Below are 14,665 nucleotides of genomic sequence, written 5' to 3' on the forward strand. Positions count from 1 at the left end.
GAATATAATTAAAGCCATTGTTAATAATAAAGATAAGTATAGTAATATTTTTTTATTCTTACTACACGGAAGAAGAAAAAACGAAGTATTAAGCCTTAAGTGGAAAGATATAGATTTTAAAAACGAAAGCTATATAATACGCTCCGAAAATTGTAAAATCTCTAAAACTATGGAATATTCATTAACCCCTTTATTAAAATATAGATTAAAAGAGCATTATAAAAATACTCTATTTAACTCACCTAAAGATTATGTATTCACAAATCCAGATACAGCAAATAAATATATAGATTTACGCAGAGCTTGGAATAACTTTTTAAATAAAAACAATTTACCAAAAATGAGACTTCACGACATAAGGCATTTAATAGGAACTTATGCTATTAATCATTTAGGACTTAGTATGGAAAGCGTAATGCTTACACTAGGACACGCTAACATTACTACTACTCATCACTATTTAACACGCAATAAAAACCTTTCAAAAATGGTAATTAATAGCATTTTAGAAAGTATCATTATTCCTAATAATAATGATGATTTACAGAAAGCCGAGTAAATAAAAAAACTTCAATTGGGGTTATTAGGGGTTTACCCCTAATTAACAACGAACACGCCAAAGCGTGTGAGTGGAAGCATTGAAAAACGAAGTTTTTCACACTCTACCTATTCTAACGCATAAAAACGCCCTTTATTTCAAAAATCTACTAAAAACAATGATAACTCTTTCTTATTAGCCCTTAATAACTTTAAGCTTAATTACGCTTATTTAAAAGCTATATCTTAGAGTTTATAAAATATAATGCTAAATTATATAAAAAGAGCAATAAAGGGCGTGAGTTATGGCGGGGGGCGTGAGCCCAACGCCGTAACGAACCCCGCCTTGTCTTATTTATACAAATTTGCGAGATTTTAAAAATTTGCCCCTTAAACGCCTATCACATAGGCATTTTAACCTTATTAAGTTTCACTTAAGAAAAGCAATAAACCAACATAAAAAAACAACATTTTTAAAGTAAAATAAAACTAAACTATTTTAAGAATTTTTTAAGTTTAAAGATGTTAAAATTCTAAACATTTATATAAAAAAGAAGTCTGATAAAGATTTATATATTAAATAAGTATTCTAATTATGCTAAAATGGTTGCGAAAGAGGGATTTGAACCCCCGTCCTTCGGGTTATGAGCCCGACGAGCTAACCACTGCTCTATTTCGCGACAAAAAAAGTGGATGGGGTAAAGGGATTCGAACCCCTGAATGACAGGACCAAAACCTGTTGCCTTACCACTTGGCGATACCCCAATGCAAATTGAAAGCGTGATTATATATCAAAAAAATATATTTGTCAAGTAAAATTTTTAAAAAAATAATTTTTACTTATTTTTTTTGTATTTCTAAACATTTATATATTATTTTTACATACACTTAATTAAAATAATTATTAAAAGGAAAAATATGTCTTTTGTTAGTATAGAAGAAGGTATAAAAGAATTAAAAAAAGGAAATATGTTGATAATGCTAGATGCTGAAGATAGGGAGAATGAAGGTGATTTGATTTTTCCAGCAGAATTTAGCACACCAGAAAAGGTGAATTTCACATTAACACATGCTAGGGGCGTTGTTTGTGTAGCACTAGATAAAAAAATTGCAGAGCATTTTGAATTACCGCTAATGGTTCCTAAAAATACTTCTAATCATGAAACGGCATTTACTATTACGGTGGATATTAAAACGGCAAGTACAGGTGTTAGTTCTAGCGAAAGAGATGCTACTATAAAATTATTTGCAAATAAAAATGCAGTTGCAAGTGATTTTGTAAGACCTGGTCATATTAATCCGTTAATAGCAAAAGATGGCGGTGTATTAGTTAGAACAGGGCATACGGAAGGAACGGTTGATATGTGTAAATTAGCTGGTCTTACTCCTGCTTGTGTAATTTGTGAAATTATGAATCCTGATGGAACAATGGCTAGGCGTGATGATTTAATAGAATTTGGCAAAAAGCACAATATAAAATTAGTAACTATTGAAGACTTAATCAAGTATAGATTGCAAAATGAAAGCTTAGTATCAAAAATTAGTGAAGAAAAAACCAAATTACTATGTAAAGATGTTAAAAAGATTGTATATAAAGATTTTTTAGGAGATATTCACACTATTTTTGCTTTTGCAGGTAAAAATGAAAAAAGTCTGATTAAGTTTTATAAGAGCTCTAAAGATATTAATATTTTAAATGCTACTAAATTAGAAGAAACTTTAAAATCAATAGATGATTTAAGTAAAGAAGGTGGTATGTTAGTATTTATGGAAGGCTTAAAAAGCGATGATAAAAATTATGGCATAGGAGCGCAGATTTTAAAAGATTTAGGCATTAATAAGTTTAAATTTTTAGGCAATCAAGAACAATTTGCAGCTTTAAGTGGCTTTGGCTTAATTATTGAATAATTAAAATATTTAGAATTTGAAATTAAATAATTGATTTCAAATTCTATTTTAAAACTTACTTATTTAAACCCAAAACCTTGCAGTATTCACAATACACACAACTAACAGAACGCTTAGCACATACTAAAGGAATATTTCTTTTTTTAGCTTGACTTTTTATTTTTTTCATAGTGTTATGATTTAAAAAACTTGTAAGCATAACAACACAGCCAGTATCTTGTGGAATGCTTTGACGATTTACTCTATTTTCATTTCTAGCATCCCAATGAGTGATTGTTTTTGCACCTAAGTCATGTAAAACTGCTTTAATAGGGGTAATCTCATCTGCACCAATAACCAAAACTGACATAAAACTCTCCTTAAAAATAATTTTGAGTATGATACTCAATTAACCTTTAAAGAAACTGATAATTATTATAAATTTCTAACAATTATATTAACTTACATTTTTATACAATGGTTTTAGGCTTTCATATGCAATATTTATCTCTTCAAATTTTTCTTTTAACACTCTTTTTACTTCTTCACTTTTTTCCGAGTGAAAATCAGGATGATAAACTTTACTTAACTTAAGATATTTATTCCTTACAACATCAAAACTAGCTCCTACTTCCACTCCTAATGTTTTAAAATGTTCTTCTAAAAGCATACAAACATTTAAAAACCTATTGTCTTTTTTCAGCTCATTTTTAATTTCTTTTTTAAATTGCAAATAAGCCAATTCGCTTAGACTAAAGCTTACGCAGTAATTTAAATGCTCGTTGCAAGCACATAGTTTATCTAATAAACTTAAGGTATTTTCATCTTTATAAGTGATGATAAATTTAGTTTTTAATATTTTTATATCGTGCTCTTTAAAATAATTAGAAAGATAAATTATTAAATTTTTTTCAAGATTTGAGAAATTTAAAATTATATCTTTTCTCATAAAATCAAGCTTACAATTTATCATTGCTTTTAGGCTATTTACACTTACTAGATTTAGTTTAAATTTTTTATAATATGCGGTATTTATATTTTGAAGTTGTTCGTTATTGTATTTTTTATTCAATATTGATAGTAATTTTAAAAAATATCTTCTTTGTGGAATTTCATTTTCAACATAAAATGATATTAGTTTGCTTTTCTTTCCGATATTTTGTGAAAAATTTTTATTAATTATTTCTTTCATTTCTTTAAAAAATGAAAAATCTTGAGTATTTATACTAATTGATTCTAAATTCTGTACAACTTGCATTTATAACCTTTATAAAGTTTTTTATAAATAAGCAATTTGTATTCCAAATATAATTGTAGTGATTTTCAAAAGAACTTTTGCAAAAGGAAATAATATTAATTTTCCTTTTGCAATGTAGAATTTAAATAGCGATTAATACATATACTATTGCTGCAATAATTGTTGGTATTGCATTTCTTTTAGCTAGTTCAATTGGATTAACCTTCGCATAAGTCGCACATATAATAGCAGCTCCTGCAATAGGGCTCATACTTCTTCCAAGTCCAGCTACAGCAGTTACAACAGAGCCAAGGTGCATAGGGTCTAGTCCGATATCTGCTGCTTTTATCGTTACAGCTTGATTAAATGCTATTCCGGCAGCATCTCCGCTACCTGTTATTAAGGCTAGGGCAAAAGTTCCAACAGAACCTATGAAAGTTGCAATATTTGGGTTTGATTTCATAAAATCAATTAATTGTTGAACAAATCCCATAGCTTCAAGCCCTGCAACGAATATCCCCGCACAAATAATGATTCCATATACATGTGAAAATCCTTCACCCATACCAGCACAAAATTTCTTCATAACTTCACCGGCTTTTACATCTTTAAAGCAAGTAATAAATGCTAATAATGAGCCAATAATCATTGCATGACCAATGCCAACTTTTGGAACTTTAAGTGCAAAAGTAGCTTCATACCATTCTTTAAAATGCGAATTGCTAAGAACTAAAAGTATAGCAACAGGAACAATTGGAACAATAGCTTTTATAGGATTGATTTTGAAATCTTTATCATCATTGCTTTCATCTTCAAGAACATAACCTTTATATTCTTTTAAAAGTAAGCCAACAATCATCAATCCAAAAGCACAAATTACAGCACTTACTCCAAAATAAAACGCTTCATAATGAATTACTTCCATTACATTTACTTTACTAACTTCAGCGACTATATTTGTCTGATGATAACCAGGGTTTAGATTTGCGCTTCCATAAGTTCCTAATAAAACGGTTGAAGCAGCAAGTGCAGGATGAACCCCCATTCTCATAAGTAGCGGGATAATAACCGCACCAACAGCAGCAGAGCAACCAGCAGCAGAAGTTACTGAAATATTAATAAATGCAGTGATTAATACAGCTCCAGGAACTAGAAAAATACCTGCATATTTTAATACTTTTGACAAAGCATGAACTAAATGCTTATCGCAAGTTGTAAGTTTTAAAACATAAGCAAAACCCATAGCAGCAACTATTGGTTCAATAATGTTTGCCTTTTTTATCGCTTTAGTAAAAGCTTCTAGTGCGTCCATTGGAGCACCTGCAATAATACATAAAACAACACCACTTGTAAAAAGAACCATTCTTGATTCGTGGCGTTTAATTAAAAGTGTAATAGTAACAATTACTACTATTAACGCTAGTGCAATTTTAAGAATTGCAAAACTTTCCATATTTTCTCCTTAGATTAAGTAATAAAAATTAAAATTAATTTTCATTTATTCTAACTGAAAGTTGTTAATTTGATATAAATTATAAAAATGATAAAGCAATAATTAAAATATATTTAATATAAATATTAAATACTATTAAAATAATTATTGCAATTGCTCTTCTATAATTTTTTTATATTTTAATAATTCTGTTGTTATTAAATCCTTTTTTTCATCATTTATATGAAATTTCAAGATAGTAACACTAATTGCAGCAAATATTTGTTGGTTTTTATAAATAGGCACAGCAAAACAAGAAAAATCATCATCATATTCCCCGTATTCATAAGAATAACCTAGATTTTTACAATACTGAATATTGTCGTATAAATCATTTATATTATTGATTGTTCTTGCAGTATTTTGCTCTAGAATTTGTTTTTTGAAAATACTTTTTAATTCATTTAAATTTTTATCAAATAACAATGCTTTGCCAAGAGCAGTTGCGTTAGCATTGGCTACATCTCCAGCTTTTGTCTTTAGAATAATTTTTTCATTACCTTCACTTTTATGTAAATAAATTACTTTTTTACCATTTAAAATCCCTAATTGCACGGCTAATCTTATTTTTTTAGCTAGCTCATCCATATAATAAATTATAATTTTTGTAGATTTCCTTTGTTCTAGCTCTGGATTTAGACAAAAAGATAATTTGTAATTTTTATTATCAAAACTTAAATAATCTAATTCACAAAGTGTTTTTAAAATAGGATGAAGAGTTCCCACACTGATTTTACATTCTTTTGAAATTTGTGTTATGTTAAGACCTTCATCACAATTTTTTAAAGTCTCTAAAATTTTAATAACCCTTAAAGTTGGTTGATGTAAAGTATCCAAGATTTTTCCTATTTATGTAAGATATTTTAATATATTAGATATTTCTTAATTATCTCTTAAAATTACAAGTTTTTTAGCTTAGTATTATTATTTAGTTTTTAAAAGAATTTAAACTAATAATATACATTATTGTTTAAATAGGAATATGTTGTATTCCTATTTAAAATGGTCTTATAATCATTGCAGTAATTATACCTATCATTATTATAGTAGGCACTTCGTTATAAGCTCTAAAAAATTTACCACTTTTTTTACAGGTATCATTTTTTAGTTGTTTAAGGTATCTTAAGCAATCAAAATGATAAATCAGTAGTAGAACAACACACAATAATTTAAGATGAAAATAACCAAGTTTCATCAAGGTTGAATTAGCACTAATCATTAAAATTCCAGTAAGTAGTGTAATTATCATAGAAGGTTGTCCTATGAAATAAAACAATTTATCTTCTTGAATTTTTACAACTTCAACAAATTCTTTTTTATGTGAATGTTCTTGATGATATACATAAAGGCGTGGCAAATAAAACAAAGTCGCCATCCAAGAAATAAACGCTAAGTAATGAAGCCATTTTATCCAATCATAATTGTTAGCTAGAAATTCCATTTTTCTTCCTTTTCTTAAAAATTTCTTTTAAAATTATTATAATAACGCCAAGGTTAATACACACATCAGCAATATTAAAAACAGCGAAGTTAAACCAATAATGCCAAGCTATAAAATCAATAACTCCAGGATATAAAAACCTATCATAAACATTGCTTATGCCCCCGGCTAATATGAATGATAGGGCATAATAATTATCGTTTAGGAATTTTTTTTCTTTAATTAAAAGTATTCCAGCAATTATAAGCAACATTATTTGAATATATTTTAGATATTCTTGTAAAAAACTTAGCATTGAAAAAGCAACCCCATCATTAAAAACTAAATAAAAACTAATAGGGGTAAAATGCCATTCATAACCTGCTAAAAATATATTTTTACTAAGTCTATCTAAGATTATTACAATGGCTATTATAAGACTTGAGATAATAATTTTTTTTCTCATACTAGCACACTTTGAAAGTATTTTATACATTCATTTTCCATATTTTTTAAAGTTTTTTCACTTTCGCATTCAAGTAATATTCTCATTAAATTTTCAGTTCCTGAATATCTAAATAAATAATTCACATTATTTTTATTTAATTTTTCATATAAGTTATCTATGCCTTCTAATTTATCTAAAGGTTTTTTTTCTGTGATTTTTAGGTTTGTTAAGCTTTGTGGAAATAATTTAATTTCGCTAAAAATCTCGCTAGCTTTTTTATTTAATAATAATTTTGCTACTTGAAGTGCTGCTACTATACCATCGCCAGTTTTTGCGTAATCGCTAAAAATTATATGTCCGCTTTGCTCTCCACCAAAATTATAATTTTTATCTTGCATTGCGTGTAGAATATATTTATCTCCAACATCGGTTGTAACATAAGAAATATCGTGTTTTTTAAGATAATTTAAAAATCCCATATTGCTCATTTTGCTAATTGCAACACCGCTTAAATTATTATTATCTTTTAAAGCTTTTGCTAAAACCCCTAATAAAATATCTCCATTAATGATTTCTCCGTTTTCATCAACCACAACCAATCTATCAGCATCTCCATCAAAAGCAAACCCAACATCAGCTCTTAATCTTTTTACTTCTTTAGCTAACATATTTGGATGAAGTGCTCCACAATTATCATTAATATTTATTCCATTTGGCTCACAAGCTAATGTTATAACATCAGCTCCTAATTCAGAAAAGACAGCAGGCGCAACCTTATAAGCCGCTCCATTTGCACAATCTAATACAATTCTAAGGTTTTTTAAGGTTGTATCTTTTGGAAAAGAATTTTTAATATGAACTATATATCTACCTATTACATCATCAATTCTTTTTGCAGAGCCGATTTTATCCTTTATTACAAGATGCGAATTAATTAAATTATCATCATTAAATATTTTATCAATTTCAAATTCTTCGCTTTCGCTTAATTTAAATCCATTAGCATCAAATACTTTAATACCATTATCATAATAAGGATTATGAGAGGCACTTATCATAATAGCAAAATCACATCTTAAATCTTGACTTAAAAAAGCAACAGCAGGTGTAGGCATAGGGCCAATTTGCAATACATTAAAACCTACTGCATTAAGACCACTAACGATTGCATTTTCTATCATATAACCACTTCTTCTAGTATCTTTTCCAACTATTACTTTTTTTGTTAATGCTTTATTTTTAAAAAAAATTCCAATAGCCATAGCAGCTTTAAGAGCTTTAAAAGCACTTAAATCATTACCTGCAAAACCTCTAATTCCATCTGTTCCAAATATCATTTTTTTGCCTTTCAGTATGATTTTAATTTTGAATTAAGATTATTTTAACAAAACTTTACTAAAATCAGTCTTTTAAAAATTTTTACGAAGGAATTTTTTATGGCAAATCATAAATCATCAGAAAAAAGAGCTAGACAAACAATTAAAAAAACTATTAGAAACAGATTCTATAGAACAAGACTTAAAAACATTACTCGTGCAGTTCGTGAAGCAGCAGCAGCTAATGATAATGAAGCAGCAGCAGCAGCTTTAAAAGTAGCTAATAAAAAAATTCACGAAATGGTAAGCCGTGGTTTTATTAAAAAACAAACAGCTTCAAGAAAAGTAAGTCGTTTAGCACTTTTAGTAAATAAAATTGGTGCATAATTTTTAATGCTAGCAAGCAAACTTGAACCTTTCTTAAAACGCTATGAAGAAATTCAAGCGTTTTTAAGTAATATTGAAAATACTACAGATTTAGCAAAAGTTACAGCCTTATCAAAAGAACAAAAAAGTTTAGAAGATATAGTTGAGGTTGCTAAAAAATATTTAAATACGCTAGATTCAATTGAAGAAAATAAAACTTTATTGCAAGATCCTGATTTAGGTGATTTAGCTAAAGAAGAATTAAAAGAATTAGAAGAATTAAAACCTAAATTAGAAGAAGAAATAAAAATACTTTTATTACCAAAAGACCCAAATGATGATAAGAATATTTTCTTAGAAATTAGAGCTGGAACTGGTGGAGATGAAGCTGCTTTATTTGTCGGAGATTTATTTAAAGCTTATGCAAGATATGCTGAAGACAAAAATTATAAAATAGAAGTAGTTAGTCAAAGTGAAGGCAGTGCAGGTGGATTTAAGGAGATTATTTTATTAATTAAAGGTGATAAAGCTTATTCAAGATTAAAATACGAAGGTGGCACACACAGAGTTCAAAGAGTTCCTGCTACAGAATCTCAAGGCAGAGTTCATACAAGTGCTATAACCGTTGCAGTTATGCCTGAAGTAGAAGATAGTGATATTGAAATAAATCCAAATGATTTAAAAATTGATGTAATGAGAAGTAGTGGTCATGGTGGTCAGAGTGTAAATACTACTGATTCTGCAGTTAGAATTACACATATTCCAACAGGTTTAGTTGTTGTTAATCAAGATGGTAAAAGTCAGCATAAAAATAAAGAAAGTGCTTTAAAAGTTTTAAAAGCAAGGCTTTATGAAATGCAAGAGCAAGAAAGATTAGCAAAAGAGCGAGAGAGTAGAAAATCTCAAGTTGGAAGTGGAGATAGAAGTGAAAGAATTAGAACTTATAATTATCCACAAAATAGAATAAGTGATCACAGAATAAATCTTACTTTACACAGATTAGACATAATTATGCAAGATGGTTTATTAGATGAAATCATTGAACCACTAATAGCTCACTATCAATCAGAGGCTTTAAACGAAGCTAATTTATGAAAAAAATAATTTTAAGCATACTTGTTGTTGTATTAACAACTAGTGTGTTTTTGTATGATAATTATCAACAAGAACAAAGAAATATAATCAAGCAAAAACAAGAAATAGATTATCTAGTAAAATTACTTGAAAAATTATATATAGCAGCTAAGGTGGAATGTTCAAGTTATACTGAATGTTTTATAGAAAATGGAGTTTTTAAATATTTTAAATTCTCTAATATTTATATTAAAAACAGAGTTGCATTTTATAATTTTTTACAATTACTTGAAAAAGATTTTAAAGATTTAAAATACTCTTTTATAGAAAAGAATAATTTAGAATATTATTTTGATAAAAATAAATATTATTTTGATGATACTAGCTTGTTTAATATGAGTTCAGAATTTGAATTTAATGTTGATAATCTGAAGTTTAATGACAATGTAAAAGATGATTTAGCATTTTTATCTTGGTATTTAAATAAAACTGCTTATAAATCTGTTCTTGATATGTTAAATGATATTAGTATAGATTTTAGAGTAAAATATAGTGTTGTAAATAACGCAATTGATTATTCTAAAATAGCGACTAATTTACAAATTAATCTTTCAAATACAAGTAAAATTAGTTTTAAAATAAGAAATAAAAAAATTGAGTTTAAGATTGAAAATTTTGATTTAATTAAAATTATTTTTATAGAATTTAAAGAAATCATAAAACCATTTTTAAAAAATAATGAAAATATTATATTTTTTGAAAGTTTATTTACTCATTATGATGAAATAATTAACCCTAAAATTAAATCAGTAACTTTTTTGATTGACAATATTTACAATACTAAAAATGTCCTATTTTCTAGCACTTACAAACTTGAATCAAATTAACATTTATTTATAAGCTTTGAGTAAAATTGAAACACAAATTCTATAAAAAAGGAAAAAATTATGGCAAAAGTTATGAAAACAATGGATGGTAACGAAGCCGCTGCATATGCTGCCTATGCGTTCACAGAAGTCGCAGGAATTTATCCTATTACTCCAAGTTCACCTATGGCTGATTATACAGATATTTGGGCTTCTCAAGGAAAGAAAAATATTTTTGGAATGCCTGTAAAAATTGTTGAAATGCAAAGTGAAGCAGGTGCTGCTGGTAGCGTTCATGGTTCGTTACAAGCTGGTGCATTAACTACAACTTATACAGCTTCTCAAGGTTTATTACTCAAAATCCCAAATATGTATAAAATCGCAGGTCAAATGCTTCCTGGTGTTATACATGTTGCTGCTCGTGCAATTGCTGCCCAAGCTTTATCAATTTTTGGTGATCATCAAGATATTTACGCAGCTCGTCAAACAGGTTTTGCAATGCTATGTTCAAATAGTGTTCAGCAAGCTATGGATTTAGCTGGTGTTGCTCATCTTAGTGCTATTAAAGGAAGAGTTCCATTTATGCATTTCTTTGATGGATTTAGAACATCTCATGAAATTCAAAAAATTGAAGTAATGGACTATGAAGTATTTAAAAGATTAATTGATATGGATGCAGTTCAAGCATTCCGTGATACCTGTTTAAATCCTGAACATCCAAAAACTCGTGGAACTGCGCAAAACGATGATATATATTTTCAAACTCGTGAGTTAGCTAATAAATTTTATGATGCTTTACCTGATGTAGTAGCTGATTATATGAAAGAGATTTCAAAAGTTACAGGTAGAACTTATAAACCATTTGTATATTATGGTGCTGCTGATGCTACTCGTGTAATTGTTGCTATGGGTAGTGTAAATGAAGCTTTAACTGAAGTGGTTGATTATCTAAACAAAAAAGGCGAAAAAGTTGGTGTTATGATGGTTCATTTATATAGACCATTTAGCTTAAAATATTTCTTTGAAGAAATGCCAAAATCAGTTAAAAAGATTGCAGTTTTAGACAGAACAAAAGAACCAGGTAGTATAGGCGAGCCTTTATATCTTGATATAAAAGCTGCATATTATGATAAAGAAAATGCGCCTTTAATTGTAGGTGGTAGATATGGTCTTAGTTCAAAAGATGTTGACCCTGCACAATTACTTGCAGTATATGAGAATTTAAATCAAGAAAAACCAAAAAATAATTTTACAATTGGAATTAATGATGATGTAACTCATCTTTCATTACCACTAGGCAAAAAGATTTCATTAGGGGATGAAAGCACAACTGAATGTTTATTCTACGGACTTGGTGCTGATGGAACGGTAGGTGCAAATAAAAACTCAATTAAAATTATTGGAGATAAAACTGATTTATATGCACAAGCATATTTTGCTTATGATAGTAAAAAATCAGGTGGATATACAAGAAGCCATTTAAGATTTTCTAAAAAGCCAATAACTTCAACTTATTTAGTAAGCACCCCACATTTTATTGCTTGTAGTGTTGCTGCATATTTAGACATTTATGATGTTTTAGCAGGTATTAGAGAAAACGGAACTTTCTTACTAAACTCAATTTGGGACGAACAAACTACAATTGAAAAAATTCCTAATAAAGTTAAAAAAGTTCTAGCTGAAAAAAATGTGAATTTTTATATCATAAATGCTACAAAACTTGCTCGTGATATAGGACTAGGTAATAGAACAAATACAATTATGCAAAGTGCATTCTTTAAATTAGCAAAAATTATTGATTATGAAGATGCTCAAAAATATATGAAAGAATTTGCATATAAAAGCTATGTTAAAAAGGGCGAAGCAGTAGTTGAGATGAACTATAAAGCTATTGATATTGGAGCACAAGGTTTAGTAAAAGTTACTGTTGATCCAGCTTGGGCTAATTTAGTAATAGATGAGAAAAAAGCTGATGATAAATACATAGGAACTGCTTTTGTTGAAAATATAGTTAAACCTATGAACGCTGCAAAAGGTGATGATTTACCAGTGTCAGCATTTATTGGGTATGAAGATGGTAGTTTTGAGCATGGAACTACACAATACGAAAAGCGTGGTGTTGGTGTTATGGTTCCTAAATGGATTGAAGCAAATTGTATTCAATGTAACCAATGCGCATCAGTTTGCCCACATGCAGTAATACGCCCATTCTTAATTAATGATGAAGAAATGGCAAATGCTCCAGCAGGCGTGAAAGAGCATTCAATTGATGCTAAAGGTGTAAAAGGCGAAAGTCTTAAATTTAAAATTCAAGTTTCAACATTAGATTGTACAGGTTGTGAGTTATGTGTAACTGAATGTCCAAGTAAAGAAAAATCACTTGTTATGGTTCCACTTGAAGAAGAGCTAGAAAAAGGTGAACAAGATAATGCTGATTACTTATTCCATAAAGTTACTTATAAAGATAATTTTATAGCAAAAGATACTACAAAAGGTGCTCAATTTGCACAACCATTATTTGAATTCCACGGAGCATGTCCAGGTTGTGGTGAAACTCCATATATTACATTAGTTACTAGAATGTTTGGTGAGAGAATGATGATTGCGAATGCAACAGGTTGTAGCTCAATTTATGGTGGTTCAGCACCTTCTACTCCATATCGCAAAAATGATAAAGGTTTTGGACCTGCTTGGGGTAACTCATTATTTGAAGATAATGCTGAGTTTGGTATGGGTATGAGAGTTGCTACCGAGACAATTCGCCATAGAATTGAAGATATTATGATTAATACGAAAGATAAAGCTCCAAATGCAATTGCAGCTCTTTATGGCGAATGGTTGGCTAATAAGAAAAATGCTGATATAACAGCAGATGTTAGAGATAGACTAATTCCATTATTAGAACAACACGCAGAACTTGAAGGTGCTAAAGAAATTTTAGGTCTAAAAAGCTATGTAGCTAAAAAATCTCAATGGATTTTTGGTGGTGATGGCTGGGCTTATGATATTGGTTATGGTGGGCTTGACCATGTTTTAGCTAGTGGAGAAGATGTGAATGTATTAGTAATGGATACTGAAGTTTATTCAAATACAGGCGGACAAGCTTCAAAATCAACTAGAACAGGTGCAGTAGCACAATTTGCTGCAAGTGGTAAGCCAAGTCAGAAAAAAGACTTAGGACAAATTGCTATGACTTATGGAAATATTTTCGTAGCTCAAGTAAACTCAAACGCTAACTATGCTCATTTTATTAAAGCATTAATCGCAGCTGAAGCTTACGATGGACCAAGCTTAATCATTTGCTATAGCCCTTGTATAGCTCACGGAATTAAAGGTGGAATGGGTGCTAGTGGTGATCACGCAGAAATCGCAACTAAGTGTGGTTATTGGCCAATTTACACATTTGATCCAAGATTAGAAGCAGAGGGTAAAAATCCATTAAAAATTGCTTCAAAAGAACCTGATTGGAATTTATATGAAGAGTTCTTAATGGCAGAAGTTCGTTATAACTCACTAAAAAAAGGAAATCCAAAAGAAGCAGCAGAACTATATGCTCGCAACAAAGCAGATGCGCAAAGACGCTATAGACAATTAAAGCGTTTAGCAGCAGCTGATTATAGCGTTTCTGAATAATTTCAAGCCCTTTTTAGGGCTTGATTATTTTATTACTCAAATAGAATTTAAAACATTAATATAATTTTTTAATAACTAGTGAATTATTAATCATATTAATCTTTTTATGAAGAAATAAGAAACATTATTGACACTTATAAAAGCATTAAAACACTTTCATAGTTTTATACTCAAAAATTAAAATTATTTTTTAAGAATATATAAAAATATCATCTAATTATTATAAATTAAAGTAATTACTTAAATGGTGTTAATTTGCCTATTTAAAGCTTAATAGTATATATTCAAAATTAGCGTAAATAAAGGCAAATTAAATATTTAAAATATTAGTAAATTTATACTATAGATTTATAAGCAATGTGAAAAATTATTAATTATTAAAATACTAA

13 protein-coding genes and 2 tRNA genes are annotated in these 14,665 nt (G+C 28.8%); 6 read left to right on the top strand and 9 right to left on the bottom strand.

Annotated features, from left to right (window positions below; genetic code table 11):
• Nucleotides 1-46 precede the first annotated feature (46 nt).
• The gene (locus tag AVBRAN_RS03425) at nucleotides 47-559 is read left to right on the top strand and encodes a tyrosine-type recombinase/integrase (protein ID WP_239803720.1); all 513 of its coding nucleotides are present in this window, start codon (nucleotides 47-49) and stop codon (nucleotides 557-559) included.
• A gap of 582 nt (nucleotides 560-1,141) precedes the next feature.
• Here the strand turns inward: AVBRAN_RS03425 and AVBRAN_RS03430 are convergent.
• Nucleotides 1,142-1,217 (bottom strand) — tRNA-Met (locus AVBRAN_RS03430).
• A 10-nt stretch (nucleotides 1,218-1,227) separates the two neighbouring features.
• Nucleotides 1,228-1,302: transfer RNA gene (locus AVBRAN_RS03435), tRNA-Gln, on the bottom strand.
• Between the two features lie 153 nt (nucleotides 1,303-1,455).
• On the opposite strand from AVBRAN_RS03435, the gene AVBRAN_RS03440 reads away from it, so the two are divergent.
• Complete coding sequence (locus AVBRAN_RS03440) at nucleotides 1,456-2,445, top strand: bifunctional 3,4-dihydroxy-2-butanone 4-phosphate synthase/GTP cyclohydrolase II (protein ID WP_214117180.1); 990 nt, start codon at nucleotides 1,456-1,458, stop codon at nucleotides 2,443-2,445.
• A gap of 55 nt (nucleotides 2,446-2,500) precedes the next feature.
• Here the strand turns inward: AVBRAN_RS03440 and AVBRAN_RS03445 are convergent, their stop codons facing one another.
• The 7 genes from AVBRAN_RS03445 to glmM form a co-directional block, all read right to left on the bottom strand.
• Nucleotides 2,501-2,794 (bottom strand): DUF2325 domain-containing protein, encoded by a 294-nt coding sequence (locus AVBRAN_RS03445; protein ID WP_214117178.1) that lies wholly within the window; start codon nucleotides 2,792-2,794, stop codon nucleotides 2,501-2,503.
• Between the two features lie 87 nt (nucleotides 2,795-2,881).
• Nucleotides 2,882-3,682: an adenylosuccinate lyase gene (locus AVBRAN_RS03450; protein WP_214117176.1), complete on the bottom strand. Its 801-nt coding sequence runs from the start codon at nucleotides 3,680-3,682 to the stop codon at nucleotides 2,882-2,884.
• A 121-nt stretch (nucleotides 3,683-3,803) separates the two neighbouring features.
• Nucleotides 3,804-5,114 (bottom strand): C4-dicarboxylate transporter DcuC, encoded by a 1,311-nt coding sequence (dcuC, locus tag AVBRAN_RS03455; protein WP_214117164.1) that lies wholly within the window; start codon nucleotides 5,112-5,114, stop codon nucleotides 3,804-3,806.
• Between the two features lie 144 nt (nucleotides 5,115-5,258).
• Nucleotides 5,259-5,990 (bottom strand): IclR family transcriptional regulator C-terminal domain-containing protein, encoded by a 732-nt coding sequence (locus tag AVBRAN_RS03460; RefSeq protein ID WP_214117161.1) that lies wholly within the window; start codon nucleotides 5,988-5,990, stop codon nucleotides 5,259-5,261.
• 160 nt (nucleotides 5,991-6,150) lie between these two features.
• Entirely contained in the window at nucleotides 6,151-6,594 is a 444-nt protein-coding gene (hemJ, locus tag AVBRAN_RS03465) for a protoporphyrinogen oxidase HemJ (protein WP_214117160.1), read from the bottom strand.
• Nucleotides 6,578-7,039: a signal peptidase II gene (lspA, locus tag AVBRAN_RS03470; protein ID WP_239803556.1), complete on the bottom strand. Its 462-nt coding sequence runs from the start codon at nucleotides 7,037-7,039 to the stop codon at nucleotides 6,578-6,580. The genes hemJ and lspA overlap by 17 nt, the downstream gene beginning before the upstream one ends.
• On the bottom strand, nucleotides 7,036-8,358 hold the full coding sequence (gene glmM, locus AVBRAN_RS03475) for a phosphoglucosamine mutase (RefSeq protein ID WP_239803557.1): 1,323 nt from the start codon (nucleotides 8,356-8,358) through the stop codon (nucleotides 7,036-7,038). Before glmM ends, lspA begins: the two co-directional genes overlap by 4 nt.
• A 99-nt stretch (nucleotides 8,359-8,457) precedes the next feature.
• Here glmM and rpsT point away from each other — a divergent pair, with 99 nt between their 5' ends.
• The 4 genes from rpsT to nifJ are packed head-to-tail and all read left to right on the top strand — an operon-like array spanning nucleotide 8,458 to nucleotide 14,276.
• Nucleotides 8,458-8,724, top strand: a complete 267-nt coding sequence (gene rpsT, locus AVBRAN_RS03480; RefSeq protein ID WP_214117154.1) for a 30S ribosomal protein S20 — start codon at nucleotides 8,458-8,460, stop codon at nucleotides 8,722-8,724.
• Nucleotides 8,725-8,730: 6 nt separating this feature from the next.
• Nucleotides 8,731-9,798, top strand: coding sequence for a peptide chain release factor 1 (prfA, locus tag AVBRAN_RS03485; RefSeq protein WP_214117152.1), 1,068 nt, complete (start codon nucleotides 8,731-8,733; stop codon nucleotides 9,796-9,798).
• A complete protein-coding gene (locus tag AVBRAN_RS03490) occupies nucleotides 9,795-10,664 on the top strand; it encodes a hypothetical protein (RefSeq protein WP_239803558.1) in 870 nt (289 codons plus the stop codon). The genes prfA and AVBRAN_RS03490 overlap by 4 nt, the downstream gene beginning before the upstream one ends.
• A gap of 60 nt (nucleotides 10,665-10,724) precedes the next feature.
• Nucleotides 10,725-14,276, top strand: a complete 3,552-nt coding sequence (gene nifJ / locus AVBRAN_RS03495; protein ID WP_214119808.1) for a pyruvate:ferredoxin (flavodoxin) oxidoreductase — start codon at nucleotides 10,725-10,727, stop codon at nucleotides 14,274-14,276.
• The last annotated feature ends 389 nt before the right edge of the window (nucleotides 14,277-14,665 follow it).

Origin of the sequence: Campylobacter sp. RM12651, from assembly GCF_022369475.1 — a bacterium.
In the GTDB taxonomy this organism is placed as follows: domain Bacteria; phylum Campylobacterota; class Campylobacteria; order Campylobacterales; family Campylobacteraceae; genus Campylobacter_E.